The sequence below is a fragment of the Actinoplanes derwentensis genome (genome assembly GCF_900104725.1).
Taxonomy (GTDB): domain Bacteria; phylum Actinomycetota; class Actinomycetes; order Mycobacteriales; family Micromonosporaceae; genus Actinoplanes; species Actinoplanes derwentensis.
Map to the genome: position 1 here is coordinate 2,141,429 of NZ_LT629758.1, position 21,134 is coordinate 2,162,562.

The window sequence follows — 21,134 nt, forward strand, 5'->3', positions numbered from 1 at the left end:
CGTCGTTCGCGGTTGACCCAGGGTGTAACGGTAAGTGACTCAAGGGCCCGCACTGGCCTCGCTGCGTACTCCGTCTTGATCAATGAGTGGCGCTCGTTCTCATGAACATCCGGGCGGGGTGGGCCGGCGAGGCGGCTCCGAATCTCACCGACATCCGGCCACCGTTGTCGCTGACGAATCAGCAGGGGGACTGTCTTGCCTGGTTCCCGGTCAGGTGTCCTTTGCCATCGAGGTCTGTCCGCGTGCCGGCGAACTTCGTCCCGGCGATGGTTTCGCCACTCGAGTTTGTCCGTGGCTGGATGCCCTTGGAGAATCGCCGCCACATGATGTCAAGGGCGGGCCGGGGTGTCCGCGGCGAACTTGATGATCCGGGCGGCGAGTTCGTCGGGATGCCAGAGGACCAGGTCGTGGCTGGCTTCGGGGATGATTTCGGCGACAGCGCGCGGCATCCGGGCGGTGACTGTGGCGGCGACCTCGCGTGCGTTGTACAGCTGGCTGTGGCCGCCGACCAGCGTCAGCGTGGGCGCCGTGATCCGTTCGAGTTCGGCGTCGGTGATCGGGGTGGGCGGGATGTGTCTGCGTCGGAAGCCGAAGGTGGCTTTGACCAGGGGCATGGCCTCGTCGTCGCGTAAGGCGAGGTTGCGCAGCGGCCGAGCCAGCGCGTGCCGGATCGGCCTGGGGGCGAAGCTGGTCAGCCCGCACGCGATCACCCAGGCCAGGAACTTCGGACCGACCTTGCCGAAGCCGGCGGGGTCGAGCAGCGTGAGGCTCGCGACCGCGTCCGGTGATCGCAATGCGTGGCGCAGGGCGATCCAGCCGCCATACGAGGTGCCAACCAGGTGGGCTTGGCCGACGTCCAGCGCGGTAAGGACCTCGTCGAGCCATCGGGACCATTCGTCGCCGTTGTCGATGGCGCGGGTCTGGACCGACGGGCCGGGCTCGCCGACGGGGTCGATCGCGATGACCGGTCGGGAGATGGCGAGCCGGCCGACGTACGCGTGCCACATCAGCGACGGCCCGCCCGCACCCGGTAGCAGCACGAACGGGGTCTGCTCGCCGACACCGAGGCGGTGGACGCGGGTGGTGCCGAAGCTGGTGACCACGTCGGACTCGGCGGACGGGGACGGCCAGAGCCGTTCGACCAGATCGTTGTAGACGGTGAAGAAACGGTCGCGGGCCTGATCATTGCGAAACTCGCCGACTGGCATCGTGGCCTCCGTTCAACGCTTTTTATGATACGAACGTATCATGAAGGGATGCCGAAACGGGTAGACCACGAGCCACGACGACGGCAGATCGGCGAGGCCCTGCTGCGGATAGCGAGCACACGCGGCCTGCAGTCGGCCACCATGCGCGAAGTGGCCGCCGAAGCCGGGGTGTCGCTCCGGCTCGTGCAGTACTACTTCCACACCAAGGAACAGCTGCTGCTGACTGCGCTCGCCTACCTCGCCGACCAACTCACCGAACGGGTGTCGGCGAGCATCCGCGCACTCGGCCCGGTCACCTCACGCACCGTCGTCTACGGCACCCTCACGGCGGTCCTGCCGACCGACGAGGAGAGCGTGCGGCTGACGCGGGCCTACACCGGCTTCTACACCTTGGTCTTCAGCAGCGAGGCGGAGATGGCCACCCGGCACGGCGCTACCTACCCCGACAAACTGGAATCGCTGCTGGCCACACACATCGCCGCCGCCCAAGAGGCGGGCGAGGTCGCCGCCGACGTGGCCCCGGCACTGACCGCGGCCGCGCTGCTCGCGCTGACCAACGGCCTGGGCTCGAGCGTGCTGGGCGGCCAGCGCGACGGCGCTGGCGCGCTACGGATCCTCCACGACCAGCTTGGTCGGCTGTTCCACACCGGGGAGCCGTCGATCCCTGCCCGAGTCCAAACGCCTGCTCACCGTCGCGGACAGACTTGAGTGGCAGAGACCATCGCCGGGACAAGGTTCGCTGGCACGAGGACAGGCCTCGATGGCCAAAGAACATCAGGCGCTGATGGCCTGGCCCATCTCGCTAGCTGACGCCGGGACGGGTAGCGACAGGTGACGCATCCGGGCCGCCAGGTCGGTGACGTCCGCTCCGGGCAGGAGACAGTCCCACACCGCCTCCAGAAGTGTGGTCTCGCCTCCGGCGGTCCAGGCCAGCAGATGGTGGGGAGGTCGACCGGCTACGGGTTATGTCGAAGAGGGACGGTTCACCAGGACCCGGGCCAGGACGACGGTGATCAGGCCGGCTGCTACGACGGTCAGCAGGCCGATGCGGAGGCTGGACTGGTCGGCCAGAAAGCCGACCAACGGTGGGGAGATCAGGAAGCCGGCTCTCAACAGCCAGCTGACGACCGTCAGGCCGGTGCCGGGGGACAGGCCGGGGATTTCGTCGGCGGTGTGCATGGCGGCCGGTACCAGAGTCGCGACGCCCAGTCCGGCCAGGGCGAAGCCGGCCAGGGCTGTCGCGACCGTGGGGTAGGCGAGGGCGGCGGCCATGCCGAGGGCGGTGAGGGTGGCTCCGGTTCGGACCACGGTTCGCTGGCCGAAGTGGTCCACGGCTCGGTCTCCGGTCAGGCGGCCGATGGTCATGGCCGCCTGCATGGCTACGACTGCGAGGCCTGCGGTGGCGGCGTCGGTGTGGAGTTCGTCGGTGAGGAAGATGGCTCCCCACGAGGCGCCGGCGTCTTCGACCAGGGCGCCGCACGCGGCGAGGATGCCCAGGGCCGCTAGTAGACGTACGGCCGCGGACTTGATCGGCTTTTGATCTGTCTTCGTGGTGGGGGACGTGGGGGACTCGTCGGGGCCGGGGAGCAGGAACCGGTAAGCGGTCAGGGCCACGGCGCTGAAGATGACGGCGGAGATGGTCAGGTGCAGGGTCAGGGGGAGGTTCAAGCCGGCGGCGGTGGAGCCCATCAGGCCGCCGAGGACCGCGCCGATGCTCCAGACGCCGTGCAGGGAGTTGACGATGGAGCGGCCGTAGAGGCGTTGGACGCGCAGGCCGTGGGTGTTCTGGGCCACGTCGATGACGGCGTCGACGGTGCCGAACAGGAACAGGGCGGCGGCCAGACCGAAACCGTTGGGGACGAAGGCGATCGCCAGGGCGGTGACGGTGGTCAGGGCCACGCCGAAGGCGGCCAGGCGGGCCGACTGGTAGCGGCGGATCAAGGGGGCGGCGAACAGGCCGGCCAGCAGGGCGCCGACGGGCATGGCGGCGATGGCGGTGCCGAGGGCGACGTTGCTGAGGTGCAGGTCGTCGCGGATCTGGGGGAAGCGGGGGACGACGTTGAAGAAGACGGCGCCGTTGGTGAGGAAGAGGGCGGCTACCGCGGCTCGGGCGTGGCGGGCCTGCTGGGTGGGGGTGGTCACGGTGCTGACTCCGGGTCTGGGCGCAGGTGACGCTCGATGGCGTGCCGGATCTGGGCCGGTGTCATCGGGGCGGTGGAGAGGGCGCTGTGCAGGGTGAGGCCTTCGATGAGGGCGTCGACCTCGCGGGCGGTGGTGGGGTCGAAGTGTTGTTGCAGGGCGTCGCGGCTGCGTTGCATCCAGGCTTGGGTGACGGCGCGCAGGGCGGGGTTGCGGGCGGCGGCGACGTAGAGCTCGACGGTGAGTACCAGGTCGGTGGCGGGGCTGAGCAGGTCGTCGGTGACCAGGGTGATGACGGCTTCGACGGCTTCGGCACGGGTGTGGGCGGCGGCGAGGCGGGCGTCGAAGACCTCGGCGATGCTGTTCGCGTGGCGGGTGAAGGCTTCGGTGAGGATCTCGTCGAGGTTGGTGAAGTGGTAGGTCATCGAGCCGAGGGGGACGTCGGCTTCGCGGGCGATCTCGCGGTGGGTGGTGCCGGCGACGCCGTGCTGGGCGATGACGGTGAGGGTGGCGTCGATGAGACGGTCGCGGCGGTGCGGGTCGTGGCGTCGGGGGCGTTTCATGCCGCTGTTTATTCGACGGTGCGGATGATGCGGGCCGGGTTGCCGACTGCCACCACGCCGGCCGGCAGGTCCTTGGTGACGACGGCGCCTGCTCCGACGACGGTGTCGTCGCCGATGGTGACGCCGGGCAGGACGATGGCGCCGCTGCCGAGCCAGACGTTGTTCCCGACGGTGATGGGTTTCGCGGCTTCCCATTTGTCGCGGCGGGGGCCGGGTTCGACGGGGTGGGTCGGGGTGAGGAGCTGGACGTTGGTGCCGATCTGGCAGTCTTCGCCGATGGTGATGGGGGCGACGTCGAGGGCGATGAGGCCGTAGTTGGCGAAGGTGCGGGCGCCGATGCTGATGTAGCGGCCGTAGTCGACGCGGAACGGGGGCCGGATGTCGACGTCGTCGCCGAGGTGGCCGAGGAGTTCCTGCAGGATGCGGCGGCGTTCGGTGGGGTTGCGGGCGCTGCTGGTGTTGTAGGCGTCGGTGAGGTCCTGGGCGTGCAGCAGGGCTTCGCCGAGTTCGGGGTCGTCGGCGATGTAGAGGTCGCCGGCTTGCATGCGTTCGCGCATGGTGCGGGTGTCGGAGCTCATGTGTACGAGCGTACATAACGTGGAGGGGTTCGGGTGACGGTGCACGACGGGGAGATCGCGATCGGTGAGCCGCTGGTGCGGGAACTGCTGGGGGAGCAGTGCCCGCAGTGGGCCGGGCTGCCGTTGCGGCAGGCCGGGGCGGGCACCGAGAACGTCATGTTCCGGCTCGGTGACGGATTACTGGTGCGGTTGCCGCGGACCACGGACCGGTCGGGCGCGCTGCGCAAGGAGGTGCGGTGGCTGCCGCGCCTCGCGGCGCGTCTGTCGTCGCGGATTCCGGCGGTGTCGTACGTGGGGACGCCCACCGCCTCCTACCCGGCTGACTGGGCGGTGTTCGGATGGATCGACGGTGCCGAGGCGGGGCCGTCGACGGTCGGCGACTGGGCGGTGTTCGGTGCGGATCTGGCCGGGTTCGTGCGGGAACTGCACACGGTACCGCTCGACGGTGCGGAGCGTGGCGGGGATCTGAGCTGGTATCGGGGCGGGCATCTGGCGCCGTGTGACGAGTGGGTCGGCCGGGCGCTGGCCGAGTGCCGTCCGCTGATCGGTGGCTCGCAGGTGGACGCCCTGGCGCGGGTGTGGCGGGCCGGGCTGGCGCTGCCGGAGTCCGGGGCCCGGCACGTGTGGCTGCACGGGGACCTGAAGCCGACGAATCTCCTGGTCACGGGCAGGCGGCTCGGTGCGGTGATCGATTTCGGGGCGTTGTCGGTGGGGCTGCCCGATGCCGAGCACGCGACGGTGTGGGATCTGCCGGGGGCGGCGCGGGAGGCGTACCGCAGCGGGCTCGGTCTTGATGAAGTGACCTGGATGCGGGCGCGGGCCTGGGCAGTCGCGGTGGCCGTCAGTGGGATCGCCTATTACTGGGCGACGTTTCCGGAGTTCGTGGCGGAGTGCCGGGCGCGGGTTGCTTTCATTCTAGAGTCCTAGGATGCCTTAGGCGCAGAGCGCCCTGCCACCCATGAAGGACGGCTTCGCCGACAACACAAAAAGATCAAAGACCGATTGCCGGTACGGGCGCCTCGCCGCTGATCTTCACCAACAGCGGCGAGGCACAGTTCGGTGGTTGCGGTCTGGTGTCAACGGCTGCCGGCGGGGATCAGTGAGCGGTCGCCGCCGCGCAGGGGGTGCAGGGCTGCGAGCATCAGCAGGCCGGTCAGGGGCATCAGGTTCAGGTCCACCAGCGGGAGCAGGACGGCGACGAGCATGATCGCGGGGCTCCACCAGGGCAGGTTGCCGGCTGCGGCGGTCAGGGCGGCGATCGCGACGATGCCGAGGAAGAACAGGATCGGGCCGACGTCGTAGAAGGCGAGACGTACGCCGGGGATGTCGGAGAATCCGTGTTGGAGGGTTTTCAGTTCGTCGCGGTCGGCGGCGGCCAGACCGAGGATCATGTCGGCGCTGAACTGGACGATCGTGGTGGCCAAGCCGAGCAGGGTGATGCCGGTGAGCAGAGTGCGGCCGGTTCTCATCAGTGGCCGTAACGCCAGGATGATCGGGATGAACAGCAGCATGCCGGCGAGTCCGAAGAGGTGGGCGAGCTGCCAGTCGAAGCCGGGTCCGTAGTGTCCGTCGAGGCGGCCGATGATGCGGGTGACACCGTAGGCGGTCATCGCCAGGGGCGCGGCCAGGAGCGCGATCCTTGTCATATCGACGATCCTGGTGGTGTGGTGGCCGGTGCCGCCTCCGGGCGGTGTCCTGAGTCTTCCCTGAGATGGTGGCGGGTGTGTCTCAGGGTTCGTTTCGGCTGATCCGGTACTTCACGTTGACTGGTGCGGACGAGGCGTTCGTGCGCCGGGAGGCACCTGCTTTCCGGCCGGCGGTGCGCCGAGCTGGACCTGCCCCTGGTTCCGGATGCCTATCTCGGCCGGACGGTGGCGTGACTGGTTACGAGGCCGGGTCGTGGTCGGCGCCCCGATACCGTCCCGCCAGATAGGACCCGACTTCCAGCGGGCCGTGGTGAAAGCCGGTGACCTCCATGCTGAACCGGCGGCCGCCCTCGCCCAAGACCAGGACACGTACACCGCCACGCCGGGCCAGGTCCTCCGGCACGTCGTAGAGCGCCAGGGTCCGGCCCGGCCGACTCGGGTCGGGTATCGGCGGGGTCGTCGGCTGCAGCCCGGTCGCGTCGAGGAAACGGTGCCAGCCGAGGCGTTCGATGGCGCAGCGCCGTAGTTCCGGGTCCCAGGTCTCGTGCAGCAGCCGTTCGGCCGTCCAGCCCTCTTCGATCAGGCTCTCTGGAACCGGCACGCCTCGCCATGCGTACCTGGTCCAGCCGTCGAGGAAGGTCATGGCCGGGCCGTCGGCGCGGTGCGGGCGGACGGCCGGGCTGTGGGCGCTCGCGACGTGCTCGGTCGCCATCTCGACCGGCCGGAGGGAGATCACACACCGGTCCCGGAACGGCCACCACCAGCCGGCGCCGGAGTCGGCCAGCGCCATCAGCGCGTCGAGCCGTTCCTGTGCGGCCGGCCAGTACTCGATCAGCCCGGCCTGGCCGATCGCGTCGTAGAACCCGACCCAGTACGCCGTCAGCCAGGCGTCGTGCCCGGCTCTGACCGACCGGTCCGCGAACACCGTCGCCCGGATCGCGCTTGCCGAGGGTGACAGGGTTCCGTAGCCGTGGTTCCCCTCCACCGGGGGTGCGTACCACGATTGCAGTTCTGTACCCATCAGTTTCGCGACCAGGGCCAGTGCGGACTCGTCCACCTCGTCGCCAAGGGTCCAGCCGATGCCTTCGATCAACCATGATTGGCCGGGCATCGGGTCCAGGCCGTCGATGCCGTACAGGCCGGACCGGTAACCCTCTGCTGCGGGAAGCATTTCACCGGCGTCGCGCAGCAGTTCGGTGGCGGCACCCGGGGAATCCACCCACACCACCGGGGGCATCGGCACGTTGAGGAACTCGTACATCCTGGTCAGCGCCGCTTCGGCCGCGGCCGGATCGACGGGGTGGTGCGGCTCGAGCGGGCGGCGCCAGCGGTTGGCGGCGAACAGAAGCTTCGTCTCCTGCCCCACCGTCAGCCGGCGGAGCGGTTTCTCACTGTCCATGTCCGCACGATATCCATCGATCGCACACGGGTTTCGACTCGGCCTTTCGCTGAGGTTCCGGTCGGGCACCCCGCGGGGAGACGGACATGTCAGGTCCGCGATTTCAGGTATTTGGCCGCCTCCGGCCCGGGCAATCCGGTCTGCATGATCGCGGCTTTCACCGGATCCTCGACGAGGGGTAGACCTGCTTGCCGAAGCGGCGGCCGCGTTCGCTCCAAACCAGGACGCGCACGTTCCCCACCCGCCGGGTCAAGGCCGCCCGGCCGGAACGGGTCGGGCACCGGCGGTGTCCTCGGCCGCAGTCCCGGTCGCGTCGAGGAAGGCCGGCCAGCCGACTGGATCCTCGGCGTCGTCGCACCGGACTGGCCGCACCACCGTGTGCTGCTCTCCGACGACGGCGGCCTTTATCGAGGCCTTACTGGCAAGCATTGGTGGCACATCTTCCATGCGAACTATTCGGAAAGGACCGGAGGCAGAAATGATCCTGCCGGTCGGGCGGCCCTGGATGGTCAGCGTTCATGACGGGGGCCTCAGCTCGGGTTTTCGCGGAGGGCGTTGGTCTGGTAGCTTTCTGTCGCCGTGACACTGCTGTGGGGAGGTGAGACCCGTGAACGTTATCGACCGGGTGCTCCCCCTGTCGTCACGCGCCGGCCACTGAGGTAAGTGCCGGGAGCGCCTTCTCTGTCTGTGGAGGGGCAAGCATGGTGGTTCCTGTTTCGCGGATCGGTGCTGGTTTGTGGCATGCCTTGGAGGACGACCTGGTGGTCGGCCGGGGTGAGGTCTTGTCGCGGGCTGATGGGCGGATGTTCGTGAGTATCGACGCTTGGCACGGTGCGGCTTTCGGTCGGCTGGCTGAGGTGATGCTGGCGGTGTTGCCGCGGCCGTTGCATACGGTGGTGGCCGAGGATGACGCTGATCTGGCGGGGTGGTGGCGGCAGGCGGGGTTTCGGGCGCGGCGGCGGGAGTGGGAGTTCGTGGTTCCCACTGATCCTCAGGTGACCGGGTTGGGTTCGGTGGTGGTGCCGCCGGGGGTGTCCGTCAAGGGTTTCGGTACTGCGGTGGAGGGGCCGTTGCGGGAGTTGGACGGGGTCGTCCGGGGTGAGGTGTCGTGGCCGGACATGCCGGCTGAGGTGCTGGTGCGGCCGGTGTGGGATGTGTCGAAGTTCGCGGTGGCGGCGGCCGGTGACGGGTATGTGGGTTTGTTGCGGGTGGCGATGGTGACGCGGAGGCCGAGGATCGGGCTGGTGGCGGTGCGGTCGAGTCATCGGCGTCGTGGGGTGGCGCGGGCGTTGTTGGCGCATACGTTGGGTGCGTTGCATGTAGTGGGTAAGGAGTCGGTGGCGGCGGAGGTCGTCGAGTCGAATGTGGCGGCGACGGCGCTGTTGGAGGGCGCCGGTGGGCGGCGGTCCGGTAGCAATCTGGAATTGGTGGTGGGCTGACGTGGTGAAGTCGTCGCACGGTATCGAGCTTGAGGGTGTGGTGATGGAGTGTCTGCGGAATGCGACGTTCCGGGTGGAGTTCCCGAACGGGCATCAGACTCTTGCGCACATCAGTGGGAAGATCCGGAAGAACTACATCAAGATCCTGCCGTTTGATCGGGTGTTGGTGGAGTTGAGTCCGTATGACCTGACGCGTGGGCGGATCGTGTTCCGGTACCGCAACTAGTGGGGTGGGCGGAACTGGGGGCGTTCGCTCCCAGTTCCGCTGGTCAGGCGGCCGTGCTGGTTTCTATACTGTGGACATTCCGGAGCCGGGTGATCACCCGGCTCGCGTTGTCTTTGGCGGGAGCCGATGGTCATCGATCAGCAACCCCGGTCTTATCCCTTCGAGGTTTTTCAGGGCGAGCTTCCCGACGAGCTGCTGGACATGGTGGAGCGGCAGCCGGTCAGCCGGGTGGTGTTGCCGGACGGGCGGGCGGCTTGGTTGGTGCTCGGGTTCGCGCAGGTGCAGGTGGTGCTCTCCGATGCGCGGTTCGTGCGTGGGGTGCCGGCCGAGGAGCCGGTGGGGGAGTCGGCGGGTTGTCCGGTCACCGGCCGGACCCGGGAGCTGAGTATGAACGGGGCGGATCACACGTCGTTGCGGCGGCTGGCGTCGCGGGCTTTCACGGCGCGGCGGATCGAGTCGTACCGGCCGCGGGTGCAGCAGATCGCGGACGAGTTGGTCGAGGCGATGGCGGCGGCTGGTCCGGGTGCTGATTTGATCTCCGGGTTCGTGGCGCCGTTGCCGGCTTTGGTGATCTATGAGGTGCTGGGTGTGCCGGCCAGTGATCGGGGGCGGTTCGACGAGTGGATCGCCGAGATCAATTCGATCACCGCGTACGGGAATCCGGACTCGGTGCGGGCGGCGGCGGAGCTGCGGGAGTATCTGGCCGGGCGGCTGGAGGTCAAGCGGGCCGAGCCGGGGGATGATCTGATCTCGGCGTGGCTGGCTGAGCAGCGGACGGCCACGCTCACCGATGAGGAGATCATCGGGTTGTGTCTCGGTGTGCTCATCGGTGGCCGTGAGATCAACTCGATCAGTGCGGGGATGCGCGCGTTGTTCCAGCATCCGTTGCAGATGGCGATGTTGCGCGATGATCCGTCGTTGTTGCCGGGTGCGGTCGAGGAGATTCTGCGTTTCACGTCGGTGAGCAGCATGTTCCTGGTGCAGACGGCCTTGGCCGATGTGGAGCTGGGTGGTGAGTTGATCCGGGCCGGTGATGCGGTGATGGCGTTGCCGTGGGCGGCGAACCGGCATGGTGAGTTCTTTGCCGATCCGGGTGTCTTCGACATCACCCGGGCGCACAATCCGCATCTGACGTTCGGGCACGGGCCGCATTTCTGTCTGGGTGCGGCGCTGGGTCGTCTGGAGTTGGAGATCGCGGTCGGTACGTTGTTGCGTCGTTTCCCGGGTCTCGGGTCGGGGGTGCCGATCGACGAGTTGCCGTGGCGGCAGGAGCGGATCAACTGCGGTATCCGGGAGTTCCCGCTCACCTGGTGAGCGGTGCGCGTGCCGGCGGGCCGGTCAACCGTGGTGGTTGACCGGCTGGGGCAGGGCCGCTTCGATCTGGACGGCGGCAGTCGTGGCGCCGTCGGTGACGTCGGCGGGTCCGGGTGCCGGTCTGGACAGTACGTCGCGGATGGCGGTGGCGATGGCGGTGGTCGTCCACTGTTCGCGGGGTAGCCATCGGGCGTGGCCCAGGGCGGCGAGTCGTGCGGCGTTGTCGGGCCGGTCCAGTCCGTCGGCGAGGACCACCTGCCGGGTGCCGGCGGCCAGGGCGCGGGCGGTCGTGCCGATGCCGCCGTGGTGGATCACGGCGGCGGTGTGGGGTGCGATCTGCGGGAACGGTAGCCGCGGGTACCAGCGGATGCCGGGTGGCAGGGTGGCGGGGATCAGGTCGCGGTGGCGGGCCACGAGTAGTGCGGGGTGGCCGACGTCGGCGAGTGCGGCGATCAGGTGGTCGTAGTAGTCGCGGTCCAGGAGGCGGCCGGTGCCGCCGGTGACCAGCAGGGGTGCGCCGTCGGTGAGGCCGGGTGGGGGCCGGCCGGTGGCGGTGCCGTCGGCGAGGACGAATCCGGCGAGTTGGATGTGGTCGGGTGCGGGGTGGGTGGCGTGGTCGAACCAGGTGGGCCAGAGGCCGATGTGCCGGTCGGCGGACCACATCCATCGGGTCCAGTCGCCGACCGGTGGCAGGCCGGCGTCGGCGCGGGCGGTGGTGATGCGGTCGGCGAGGACCTGTTCGTACAGCCAGGCGACTTTGGGGAGGTGGCCGACCTGCCAGGGGGAGTGGAACAGGCAGACGGCTGGTGCGTGCAGGGCTTCGGCGGCGATCAGGACCGAGTGGATGGCGAGGGCGGTGCCGACCAGGACGGTGTGGTGGGGTTCGTGGCGGCGGGTCAGTTCGGCGACTTCGTAGCGTAGTTGGGTGAAGAGTCCGGTGCGGTCGTAGTGGTGGCGGAAGTCGCGGATGTCGGTGGAGTGGTGCTGGCGGGCGGCGTCGGCGAGGTGGGCTTCGTATTCGTCGACGGTGTCGATGGGGACGAAGTCGAGGCCGGCGGCGGTGACGGTGGTGCGGTAGTACTCGTGGGTGAGGATGACGGCCCGGTGGCCTCGCGTGTGGAGTGCGTGACCGATCCGGACCACGGGGTGTACGTCACCGTCGGTGCCGTGCACCACGAACAGGAACTGTGTCATGGGGTCAGTAGTTCTCCACGGCGTTGACCCGGGTGGGCCAGTAGCGCTGTCCGGGTGGGGCCTGGTAGTGGGGCCAGCGGGGCGGGTTGCCGGTGGGGGTGTCGGCCAGGACGGTGACGCGCTGGCCGCGGCGGGGCCGGTCGTAGTCGTTGACGGCGTAGTGCATGGTCACCCGGTTGTCCCAGACGGCGATGTCGCCTTCGTTCCAGGCGTAGCGGCACATGAACTGGGGTTGTTCGGCGAAGGTGAACAGGAAGTCCAGTAGTGCGTCGCTCTCGTTGCGGGTGAGCTGGGGGATGTGTGAGGTGAAGAGCCGGTTGACGTAGAGGGAGCGTCGGCCGGTTTCGGGGTGTACACGCACGACGGGGTGTTCGGCGCGGCTGCTGAATTCGGTGCCGATGCGGATCATGTGGACGGCGGTGAGGCCGTCGAGTAGTTCACGCATTGGGGTGGAGAGTTGTTCGTACGCCAGGTATTGGTTGGTCCAGATGGTGTCGCCGCCGCTGGGTGGGCAGGTGACGATCTGCAGGATGGACGCGAGTGGCGGGTGGTCGTGGAAGGTCATGTCGGTGTGCCAGATGTCGACTTTGCCGCCGGCTTCGGAGTCGATCACCACGATTTCGGGGTGACCTTCCAGCCGGGGCAGGTAGGGGTGCAGTTCGACGTCGCCGAGGCGGGCGGCGAAGCCGATGTGTGCCTGCGGCGACAGTCCGGTCTGGCCGGGCAGGAAGATGACCAGGTGTTGCAGTAGGAGCCGGTGTAGTTCTGCGAATCCCTCGTCGGTGAGGTTTTCCAGGTCCACGCCGAAGATCCGGGCGCCGAGTGCGCCGGTGACCGGCTGAACGTCGAAGAGGGTGCTGGCAGAAACCGTCATCAAGGCCCTCCAGAGGGGCTGCTGGTGTCCTGCCGATGGAGTATTGCAGATCCGGATCGGTGGTCCGCAAGGCCGGATGGTGTTCCATTGTCGACCTTGACTGGCCTGTCTGGACACTGGGAGCATCGGTGTGATCTTCGATGTGCAGGGAGTGCGAGCTGATGAGCGCCGATCGCCCGATTGTCACCGACGAGTCGCCGATGGCGCGGCTCGGACGGCTCACCGACCTGGCCACCCCGTTCGCGGTGCGTGCTCTGGCGTCGTTGCGGGTTCCGGATCTGATCGCGTCGGGGGTCACCGGTCTGGAGGCGCTGGCGACTGCGGCGGGTGCTGATCCGGATGCGTTGGGCCGGTTGTTGCGGTACCTGGCGCATCGGGGTGTGGTGGTCGAGCCTCAGTCGGGTGTGTTCGCTTTGACCGAGGTCGGTGAGTTGCTGCGTGATCATGGTCCTGGTGGTCAGCGGGGCTGGCTGGATCTGGACGGGCTGGGTGCCCGGATGGATCTGGCGTATGCGGGGTTGCCGCATGCGATCCGGACGGGCAAGCCGGCGTACGAGACGGTTCACGGGCGTGACTACTGGGCGGAGCTGGATGCGGAGCCGGGGTGGCGGGGGTATTTCGACGCGTTGATGCTGAGCCAGCAGCATGTGACGGCGCCGCAGGTCGCTGGGTTGTACGACTGGTCGGCGGCCCGGCACGTGTTCGACGTCGGTGGTGGCAGTGGGGAGTTGCTGATCCGGGTGCTGAGTACGCATCCGCATCTGCGGGGCACGTTCGTCGACCGGCCGATCGCGGCTGCCGCGGTCGCGGGCCGCCTCGCCGAGGCCGGGCTGGCCGATCGGGCGGTGGCGGTCACCGGTGACTTCTTCGCGCCGTTGCCGTCCGGTGGTGACGTGTATGTGGTGTCGCGGGCGTTGACCGACTGGTCCGACGAGGATGCCACGATCATTCTGCGGCGTTGTGCGGTGGCGGCCGGGACGGGTGGCCGGGTGCTGATCGTCGAGGTGCTGCCGACCGAGCCGCATGTGCCGTATCTGGCGCCGTTCGATCTGCAGATGCTGGTGACCGTCGGTGGTCGCGAGCGTGGTCTCGACGATTTCCGGCGGCTGGCCGCAGGTGCGGGCTTGGACGTGGCGACGGTGTTGTCCGGCAGGGACGGGCTGGTGCTCGTCGAATGTGTGCCGTCGGCTACCTGACCGGGGCGTCGTGCGTCTGCTGCTGACTGCTCAGCCGATCTACTCGCATCTTGTTCCGGCGGTGATTCCGCTGGCGCGGGCGGCGATGGCGGCGGGGCACGAGGTGGCGGTGGCCACGGCGGGTTCGATGTCCGGGTTGTTGTCCACGTACGGCGTCGCGCATGTGATTCTGCCTGGTCTTCCGGATCAGGAGGCGTTGCGTGCCGATCCGGCGCTGGGGGATGCGTTCGGTATGCCGCGGGTGGTGTTCGTGCCGGGTTCACGCACGGTGTTGCCGGGGGTGTGGGAGCAGATCGCGGCCGCGTACGCGGGCCGGATGGCTGATCAGGCGGCTGCCGACCTGGTCGAGGTGGCCGGTTGGTGGAAGCCGGATGTGATCGTGCGGGAACCGGCCGAGTACGGGGGTTATCTGGCGGCGGAGCGGCTCGGTGTGCCGCATGCCCTGTTGGACATCTCGCCGATGGCGGCCCGCGACATGCCGGTCGTCGCCGGCCTGCTGCAGGCGCGGCTGGGCCGGGCGGGGCCGGTGCAGGGGCAGTTGCGGGCGGGGCTGGTGCCGGAGCAGTGGTATCCGGAGGATCTGCGGACGCCGCAGGGCCGCTCGTACCGGTTGTCGCCGCCGGTTTCCCGGGTGGATGCGTGTTGTGCGGTGTTTCCCGATGATCGGCCGCTGGTGGTGGTCAGTCTCGGTTCGCTGATGCTCAGCCTGCCGGGTGTGGACGCCATGCTGCCCACCCTGGTCGCGGCCTTGGACCGGCTGGGTTGTACGGCGGTGCTGTCGTTGGGTGGGCGGCCGGAACTGGCCGAACTGTTGCCGGACGTACCGGCGTCGGTGCATGTGATGCCGTTCATCGCGCAGCGGGCGCTGTTGTCGACGGCGGATCTGTTCGTCACGCACGCGGGGTTCGGTGCGGTGGGTGAGGCGATCGCCGCGGGGGTGCCGATGGTGGCGTTGCCGTTGCTGGCCGACCAGCCGGGCAACGCCGACCGGTGTGCCGAACTGGGACTCGGGCTGCGACTGGGCGCCGATGTGGCCACGGCTGGGGAGATCGCGGACGCGTGCGCGGCCGTACTGGCGGATCCGGGGTATCGGTGGCGGGCCGGGGCCATGCAGCGGCGGATGCTCGCCGACCCCGGCCTCGACGTACTGGTGGACGACCTGGCCGCCCTAGCCCGCCGATAGGCCTCCGGCACGGCGGTAGCCGGCGACCACGGGGCCGATCTCGGCCACCACGTGGGGGCGCAGCATGTGTTCGTGGCGTGCGTCGATGTCGTGGTTGATGATCCGGCCCCGGACGTGGGGCCGCCAGTAGTCGATGGTCTGCAGGTTGATCGGCACACTCTGGGTGGCGGTGAAGAAGAGCAGATCGCCGTCGTACGGGCCGGGCCGGTAGGCGCGGGCGGCCCGCAGTTGGTGGCCGGTGACCCGGATCAGCGCCTCGATGCGTTCGACGTTCCAGTCGGCCAGTGCGCCGCCGGCCGCCTTCAGCAGGCCGGCCACGTGGGCGTCGGCGAGGGGTTGTCCGTCGAGCATGGCCGGGTCGTAGCCGAAGTCGGTGAGAACCACGTCGAGCATCACCCGGCGGTGTTCCTCGGTGTGCAGCAGCGGGTCACTCGGGTAGGCGTCGAGCAGTGCCACCATCGGTACGGTGTGTCCACGCCGAGTCAGTTCGGCAGCGGTCGCGTAGGCCAGGAGTCCGCCGAACGACCAGCCGAGCAGATGGTACGGGCCGTCGGGGAAGGCGGCGGTGATGGCGTCGGCGTGGTCGGCGGCCATCTGTTCCATGGTGCCCAGGGGTGCGCCTGGTTCGCCGATGCCACGTGCCTGTAGGCCGTACACCGGGTGGTCGGGGTCGATGTGTCGTAGTAGTACCGAGTAGCACCAGCTCAGGCCGGTGACCGGGGGCAGGCAGAACAGGGGGATCCCGGTGCCGCCGGTGCGTAGTGGCAGCAGGGTGTCGAGGGCGCCGTCGGGGCCGGTGGGGGTGGATTGCAGGCGGGTGGCGAGGCGGGCGACGGTGGGGTGTTCGAAGATCGTGCGGAGGTCGAGGTCGGTGCCGAGGACGGTGCGGATGCGGCTGGCGAGGCGGGCGGCGTGCAGTGAGTGGCCGCCGAGGTCGAAGAAGTCGTCGTCGATGCCGGCGCGGGGCACGGTCAGGACTTCTTCGACCAGGCCGCAGAGGACGACTTCGAGTTGGTTGCGGGGTACCCGCCCGGCTGGTGCGGTGGCGGGGTCGGCGTCCGGGAGGGCGGCTCGGTCGACTTTGCCGCTGCTGTTCAGTGGCAGGGTGTCCAGGGTCATGATGGTGGTGGGGATGGTGGCTTCGGCTAGTCGTGTCTGCAGGTAGGCGCGTAGTGCCGCCGGTGCCGGGATGGTGGTGCCGGGGGTGGGGACGAGGTAGGCGATCAGGTGTGGCTGGCCGTCGCCGTCGGGGCGGGCCACGACGACGGCTTGCCCGATCGTGGGGTGTCCGGTCAGGGTGGCTTCGATCTCGCCGAGTTCGATCCGGTTGCCGCGGATCTTGACCTGGTCGTCGGTGCGGCCGAGGAACAGCAGGGTGCCGTCGGGGAGTCGGCGGGCTCGGTCGCCGGTGCGGTACATGCGGTCGCCGGGTGCGCCGAACGGGTCGGCGGGGAACGCGGCGGCGGTCAGGTCGGGGCGGTTGAGGTAGCCGGTGGCGATCTGGGTGCCGGCCAGGTACAGGTCGCCGGGGGTGCCGGGTGGGACGGGCTGGCCGCCGGTGTCGAGGAGGTAGCAGCGGGTGTTCCAGCCGGGCCCGCCGATCGGTACGCCGTCGGCCGGGTCGTAGCCGGTGTCGCAGTCGAAGCCGGTGACCGCGACGGCGGCTTCGGTCGGTCCGTACAGGTTGTGGAGTCCGGGGCCGAGGGTGCGGCTGTATCGGGCGGCCAGGTCGGCGGGCAGGGTTTCGCCGATGCACAGGGTGCGGCGGATCGTGGTGCAGGCCTTGGTGGCGGGTTCGTCGAGGAATTCGCGCAGCATCGACGGTACGAATCCGACGGTGCTGACCTGGTGGCGGGTGATCAGGGCGGCCAGGTAGGCGGGGTCGCGGTGGCCGCCGGGCCGGGCGACGACGATCGTGGCGCCGTGCAGCAGGGGCCAGAAGTATTCCCAGACCGACACGTCGAAGGTGGCCGCGGTCTTCAGCAGGACCCGGTCGTGACGGTCCAGCCCGAAGACGCCGCTCATCCAGGCGAGGTGGTTGATCAGGGCCCGGTGCGGCAACACCACACCTTTCGGCCGGCCGGTGGAACCGGAGGTGTAGAGCACGTACACCGGGTCGCCGGGTCGCAGCGGCCGGGTGCGGTGGGTGTCGGTGACCGGTGCGGCAGGCTGCCGGGCGACGGCGGTGGCCGTGGCGGGGTCGTCGAGGATCAGTGCCGTGGGGGTGGCGGGCAGGTCGGTGTAGCGCAGCCGGTCGGTGATCAGCAGGGCCGGGCCGGCGTCGGCGAGCATGTAGGAGACGCGGGCCGGGGGAGAGGTGTCGTCGAGGGGCAGGTACGCGGCGCCGGACTTGAGGACGGCGAGCAGTGCGGTGACCTGGGCGGCCGAGCGGGGCAACGCGACCGCGACCAGTTGGCCGGGGCCGGCGCCGCAGCTGATCAGGTGCCGGGCCAGACGATTAGCGTCGGCATCCAGGTCGGCGTAGGTGATCTCGCCGTCTTCGGTGATCAGGGCGACGGCGTGCGGGGTGGCTGCGGCCTGCGCGGCGAGCAGGGTGGGCAGTACGTCGTCGGGTACCGGCCGGTGGGTGTCGTTCCAGTCTTCGAGGACTTGCCGGCGTTCGTCCGGGCTGAGCAGTGTGGCGTGGCCGGCGCGGGTCTGTGGTGCCTGGGCGAGTTGCAGGAGCAGGCGGATCAGCCGTTGCTGGTGGGCGTCGACGTCGGCGGCGGTGTAGCGGTCCGGGTTGGCGGTGACGTCGATGCGCAGGACGTCGGTCAGGTCGCCGCGCAGTTCCAGTGACAGGTCGTCGATCGGCCCGGACTGCAGGGCGCGGCCTTCGACGGTCAGGCCGGCCACGGTGGCGCGGTAGGTGAACGGCATGACGTTGACCGACGGCCCGAAGACGCGGTGCCCGGCGGGGAACACCTCGCGGACCTCCTCCAGGGCGAACCGCTGGTGGCGCAGCACCTGACGCAGTTGCTGGCCGGCCTGGTCGACGAGGTCGGCGAACACCGTGTCGGGGGTGACGTGCAGGTGTACCGGCAGGGTGGTCATCATCATCCCGGGTGTGACCTTGGCGGTTCGTCCCCACCGGCCGATGACCGGCACGCCCAGGACCGGGTCGGTGGTGCCGGTCATCCGGTGCAGGTAGACGGCGGTCACGGCGAGAGTGGTGGCGGCCCACGCGGCCGGGGTGATGGCGGCCCGCAGCCGGGCCATGTCGTCGGGTCCGGGTTCGACACGGCGGCGCAGGACATGATGTGCCGGCCGTGCGGGGCCGGGGATACGGGCCAGGGTGACGGCCGGGGGTGCGCCGGCGAAACGGGTCCGCCAGTAGTCGCGGTCGGCGGCGTACGCCTGCCCGGCCCGGTAGGTGTCCTCCTCGGCCCAGTACTTCTCCAGGGAGCCGATGGTGTCGTGCGGCAGGTCACGGTGTTCGAGGGCGGCGGCGTAGGTCTCGACCACGCGGGCGGTGACGAGCTGGAACGCGTAGCCGTCCAGGGCGACGTGGTGCATGCGCAGGAAGAACAGGTGCAGGGTGGGGGAAACGGTGATCAGGGCCGCGCTCACCAGTTCGTCGTGCATCCGGACCGGCTCGTCCAGGCGCGCCCGCATCCACGCGTGCGCGCGGGAATCAGCGTCCGGATCGCTGTCGAAAGCTATCTCAGTAAATGAGTATCTTGTTTCTTCGGCGATTCTCTGGAATGGTTTTCCGTCTCTTTCGCAGAACTCCAGACGGGCTGCCTCGGTTGCTGTCAAGGCGCGGTGAACGGCGTCGGTGAAAAGGTTGTCGCGCATGTCGCCGCGGATCTCCAGGTAGCCCGCGACACTGAATGCGGGATTCTCTGGATCCAGCTGCTGGCCGAACCAGATGCCGGACTGCGTCGCGGACAAGGGCCGCCAGTCTCGGGACATGAATCTCCCACCTCTAAGTGCGGCACGGCCGCCTGGCGGCGGCGATACCCGACGATACTGGGCAGCGGAGGGCCGCCGCGTCAAGCCTGGCAGTCGATGTAACACGCTGGCAATAGTGGCTTCCGTAGTGGATTTTTGGCCTGCCGGCGACTCTGTCTGGATCGACTCTTTACAGTGGACCTTGGGCCGGTGTACCGTGCTGACAACTGACCGTAGGCAATGCGAATATCAATTTCCACAATAGGGCCTCCGCGATCGGAAAAAAGCAATGTCAATCGTTGCCGGACCTGATTCCCGCGATTTCATGGAAACCCTCACCGCGAGCAGTTCCTGGCAGCTTCTGCATCAGGAGATGCAACGCCGCTGGCCGGTCACCCCGGACGAGCTGGACGCGATCGTGCGGTACGCGCTCCTGCCCGCCGGCAAGATGATCCGGCCGATCATGACGCTGCACTGCGCGGCGGCCGTCGGCGGCGATCCGGAGCCGGTGCTGCCGGCCGCGCTCGCTTTGGAGTACGTGCACGTCGCCACCCTGGTGCACGACGACATCATCGACAACGACGACGTGCGCCGCGGTCGTGCGTCGGTGCCCGCCGCCTACGGGGTACCGAACGCGATCATCGCCGGTGACCAGCTCATCTTCGACGCGTTCGCGGCCATCACCGGCAGCCAGCACGCCGGGCTGCCGGCCGGAGGTGTCGTCGCCGCGGTCTCCGCACTGGCCGAAGCCGGCGCCGCACTGTGCCGGGGCCAGTCGCTGGAGTCCCGGCTCGCCGGTGACCTCAGCGTCGGCGTCGAACCGTACCTGGAAGTCGCCCGGCTCAAGACCGGTGCCCTGTTCCGGGCCGCCTGTCAGGTCGGTGCCGCGCTCGGCGGCGCGGACCCGGCCACGATCGGGGCGCTGGCCGACTACGGCGAACAACTCGGCATCGCCTTCCAGATCCGCGACGACCTGCTGTCGTACACCGAACAGCCGGACCTGATCGGCAAATCCACCACCAGCGACCTCAGCAACGGCCGGGCCACCCTGCCGGTGCTGCTGGCCTGGGCCGCCAGCAGCCCCGACGGGCGCACCGCACTGACCGGCGCACTACGCGACGGCGCCGCCAGCCAGGCCGCTGTCACCCTGGTCGCCGACGCGGTCCGCGCCACCACCGCGTTGGAACGCTCCTACGCCCTGGCCGACGAGTACGCCGGGCGCGCCCACCGGCAGCTGGCAGTGTTGGCGCCGTCGGCCAGTACCGACGTGCTCGCCGCGGTGCCGGGCTGGGCGACGGCCCGCCGATGGTGACCTTGGTGGTTCACCTGCGTACCTGGCGGCCGTACACGCTGTGGTACATCGGCCTGGTCGGGCTCGCCGGCGCCGCCCTGGCCGGCACCGGCGAATGGTGGCGGCTGGCCGCCGCGTGGGCCGCGCCGACCGTCGGCTGGATCGGCGGGCACTATCTCAGCGACTGGTTCGACCGCGATCTCGACGCCATCGCCAAACCCCACCGGCCCATCCCGTCCGGCATGCTCCCGGCCCGCACCGCACTGGCCTGCGGCATCGGCTGCCTGACCGCGGTGGTGGTGCTGTCGATCGCGGGCGGCTGGCGCACCCTGGCCGTCGCGGTCGCCGCCGCGGCCGCGATCGTCTCCTACGGCTACGTCCTGAAAGCCCGCGGCATCGCCGGGAACCTGGTCCGCGGACTGCTCGGCGCGCTCACACTGCTCTACGGCGCGGCCCTCGGCGGATCGCTGAGCGGCTGGCCACTGGCCCTGCTCACGGCGGCGTTCTGGGCGCACGACACCGCCTCCAACCTGGTCGGCACCCTGCGTGACATCGACGGTGATCGGGCCGGCGGCTACCGCACGGTGCCGGTCCAGTTCGGGATCCGGGCCGCGTTCACCATCGCCGTGGCGCTCTACGCCGTCACCGTGGCCGCGGCCCTGGCCGCCGGTCTGGCCGCGGACCCCGGGCCACGCCAGTCCGCGTTCCTGTCCGGGCTGGTGCTGACCGCGCTGGCGGGCGCGGCCGCGTTCACCGTCGCCGGCCGCCGGCGGCACCCGCTGACCGCCCGGGCCGCGCTGCGCGCCCACGAGATCCTGGTGCTCGAGCGGGTCTGGTTCGCGGCCACCGTCGTCGCGCTCGGCCTCGGCATCGTCCCGGCACTGATCGCCGTCATTCCCCTGCTGATGCTCACCTGGTGGACTCAGGGCGTCATGCGCAGCGGATACGAGTTCGGCACCCGGGCACCCGCACCCGCGCACCGATAGCACG

The 21,134-nt window shown here is 69.4% G+C and carries 19 protein-coding genes; 9 read left to right on the forward strand and 10 right to left on the reverse strand.

All coding sequences use genetic code 11. The features are described 5' to 3' along the window. Positions 1-329: 329 nt before the first annotated feature. Complete coding sequence (locus tag BLU81_RS09820; protein WP_092543627.1) at positions 330-1,208, reverse strand: alpha/beta fold hydrolase; 879 nt, start codon at positions 1,206-1,208, stop codon at positions 330-332. 48 nt (positions 1,209-1,256) lie between these two features. Here BLU81_RS09820 and BLU81_RS09825 point away from each other — a divergent pair, with 48 nt between their 5' ends. Next, on the forward strand, positions 1,257-1,916 hold the full coding sequence (locus tag BLU81_RS09825; RefSeq protein WP_092543629.1) for a TetR/AcrR family transcriptional regulator: 660 nt from the start codon (positions 1,257-1,259) through the stop codon (positions 1,914-1,916). A 255-nt stretch (positions 1,917-2,171) separates the two neighbouring features. On the opposite strand, the gene BLU81_RS09830 is transcribed toward BLU81_RS09825, so the two are convergent. Genes BLU81_RS09830 through BLU81_RS09840 form a run of 3 tightly spaced genes read right to left on the reverse strand, consistent with a single transcriptional unit; the run spans position 2,172 to position 4,488 of the window. After that, positions 2,172-3,350 (reverse strand): MFS transporter, encoded by a 1,179-nt coding sequence (locus tag BLU81_RS09830; RefSeq protein WP_092543631.1) that lies wholly within the window; start codon positions 3,348-3,350, stop codon positions 2,172-2,174. Next, the gene (locus tag BLU81_RS09835; protein ID WP_092543633.1) at positions 3,347-3,910 is read right to left on the reverse strand and encodes a TetR/AcrR family transcriptional regulator; all 564 of its coding nucleotides are present in this window, start codon (positions 3,908-3,910) and stop codon (positions 3,347-3,349) included. Before BLU81_RS09835 ends, BLU81_RS09830 begins: the two co-directional genes overlap by 4 nt. Before the next feature lie 8 nt (positions 3,911-3,918). Beyond that, the gene (locus tag BLU81_RS09840; protein ID WP_231954352.1) at positions 3,919-4,488 is read right to left on the reverse strand and encodes a sugar O-acetyltransferase; all 570 of its coding nucleotides are present in this window, start codon (positions 4,486-4,488) and stop codon (positions 3,919-3,921) included. 33 nt (positions 4,489-4,521) lie between these two features. Between BLU81_RS09840 and BLU81_RS09845 the strand changes: the two genes are divergently transcribed. Then, positions 4,522-5,415 carry a phosphotransferase gene (locus BLU81_RS09845; protein ID WP_092543635.1) on the forward strand — a complete coding sequence of 298 codons (894 nt, stop codon included), beginning with the start codon at positions 4,522-4,524 and terminating at the stop codon, positions 5,413-5,415. A gap of 149 nt (positions 5,416-5,564) precedes the next feature. On the opposite strand, the gene BLU81_RS09850 is transcribed toward BLU81_RS09845, so the two are convergent. The 3 genes from BLU81_RS09850 to BLU81_RS09860 all read right to left on the reverse strand — a co-directional run bounded on the left by BLU81_RS09850 (position 5,565) and on the right by BLU81_RS09860 (position 7,962). Then, entirely contained in the window at positions 5,565-6,134 is a 570-nt protein-coding gene (locus BLU81_RS09850) for a hypothetical protein (RefSeq protein ID WP_092543637.1), read from the reverse strand. Positions 6,135-6,372: 238 nt separating this feature from the next. After that, positions 6,373-7,533: a DUF6745 domain-containing protein gene (locus tag BLU81_RS09855; RefSeq protein WP_092543639.1), complete on the reverse strand. Its 1,161-nt coding sequence runs from the start codon at positions 7,531-7,533 to the stop codon at positions 6,373-6,375. A gap of 249 nt (positions 7,534-7,782) precedes the next feature. Continuing rightward, positions 7,783-7,962 (reverse strand): hypothetical protein, encoded by a 180-nt coding sequence (locus tag BLU81_RS09860; RefSeq protein ID WP_092543641.1) that lies wholly within the window; start codon positions 7,960-7,962, stop codon positions 7,783-7,785. A gap of 272 nt (positions 7,963-8,234) precedes the next feature. Here BLU81_RS09860 and BLU81_RS09865 point away from each other — a divergent pair, with 272 nt between their 5' ends. The 3 genes from BLU81_RS09865 to BLU81_RS09875 all read left to right on the forward strand — a co-directional run bounded on the left by BLU81_RS09865 (position 8,235) and on the right by BLU81_RS09875 (position 10,512). Continuing rightward, positions 8,235-8,972 carry a GNAT family N-acetyltransferase gene (locus BLU81_RS09865; RefSeq protein WP_092543643.1) on the forward strand — a complete coding sequence of 246 codons (738 nt, stop codon included), beginning with the start codon at positions 8,235-8,237 and terminating at the stop codon, positions 8,970-8,972. Position 8,973: 1 nt separating this feature from the next. Beyond that, positions 8,974-9,198, forward strand: coding sequence for a translation initiation factor IF-1 (infA, locus tag BLU81_RS50410; RefSeq protein WP_092543645.1), 225 nt, complete (start codon positions 8,974-8,976; stop codon positions 9,196-9,198). Between the two features lie 126 nt (positions 9,199-9,324). Next, positions 9,325-10,512 carry a cytochrome P450 gene (locus tag BLU81_RS09875; RefSeq protein ID WP_092543647.1) on the forward strand — a complete coding sequence of 396 codons (1,188 nt, stop codon included), beginning with the start codon at positions 9,325-9,327 and terminating at the stop codon, positions 10,510-10,512. A gap of 24 nt (positions 10,513-10,536) precedes the next feature. On the opposite strand, the gene BLU81_RS09880 is transcribed toward BLU81_RS09875, so the two are convergent. Next, positions 10,537-11,706, reverse strand: coding sequence for a glycosyltransferase (locus BLU81_RS09880; protein ID WP_092543649.1), 1,170 nt, complete (start codon positions 11,704-11,706; stop codon positions 10,537-10,539). A gap of 4 nt (positions 11,707-11,710) precedes the next feature. After that, a complete protein-coding gene (locus BLU81_RS09885; RefSeq protein WP_092543651.1) occupies positions 11,711-12,580 on the reverse strand; it encodes a TauD/TfdA dioxygenase family protein in 870 nt (289 codons plus the stop codon). 161 nt (positions 12,581-12,741) lie between these two features. On the opposite strand from BLU81_RS09885, the gene BLU81_RS09890 reads away from it, so the two are divergent. Next, on the forward strand, positions 12,742-13,776 hold the full coding sequence (locus BLU81_RS09890; RefSeq protein ID WP_231954354.1) for a methyltransferase: 1,035 nt from the start codon (positions 12,742-12,744) through the stop codon (positions 13,774-13,776). A 10-nt stretch (positions 13,777-13,786) separates the two neighbouring features. Further along, entirely contained in the window at positions 13,787-14,959 is a 1,173-nt protein-coding gene (locus tag BLU81_RS09895; RefSeq protein WP_092543653.1) for a glycosyltransferase, read from the forward strand. Here the strand turns inward: BLU81_RS09895 and BLU81_RS09900 are convergent. Beyond that, positions 14,945-18,874: a non-ribosomal peptide synthetase gene (locus BLU81_RS09900; protein ID WP_092543655.1), complete on the reverse strand. Its 3,930-nt coding sequence runs from the start codon at positions 18,872-18,874 to the stop codon at positions 14,945-14,947. The genes BLU81_RS09895 and BLU81_RS09900 overlap by 15 nt on opposite strands. Positions 18,875-19,178: 304 nt before the next feature. Between BLU81_RS09900 and BLU81_RS09905 the strand changes: the two genes are divergently transcribed. Both BLU81_RS09905 and BLU81_RS09910 read left to right on the forward strand, forming a co-directional pair. Continuing rightward, positions 19,179-20,165 carry a polyprenyl synthetase family protein gene (locus BLU81_RS09905; protein ID WP_231954356.1) on the forward strand — a complete coding sequence of 329 codons (987 nt, stop codon included), beginning with the start codon at positions 19,179-19,181 and terminating at the stop codon, positions 20,163-20,165. 5 nt (positions 20,166-20,170) lie between these two features. After that, positions 20,171-21,130, forward strand: a complete 960-nt coding sequence (locus BLU81_RS09910) for a UbiA family prenyltransferase (RefSeq protein WP_197686165.1) — start codon at positions 20,171-20,173, stop codon at positions 21,128-21,130. The last annotated feature ends 4 nt before the right edge of the window (positions 21,131-21,134 follow it).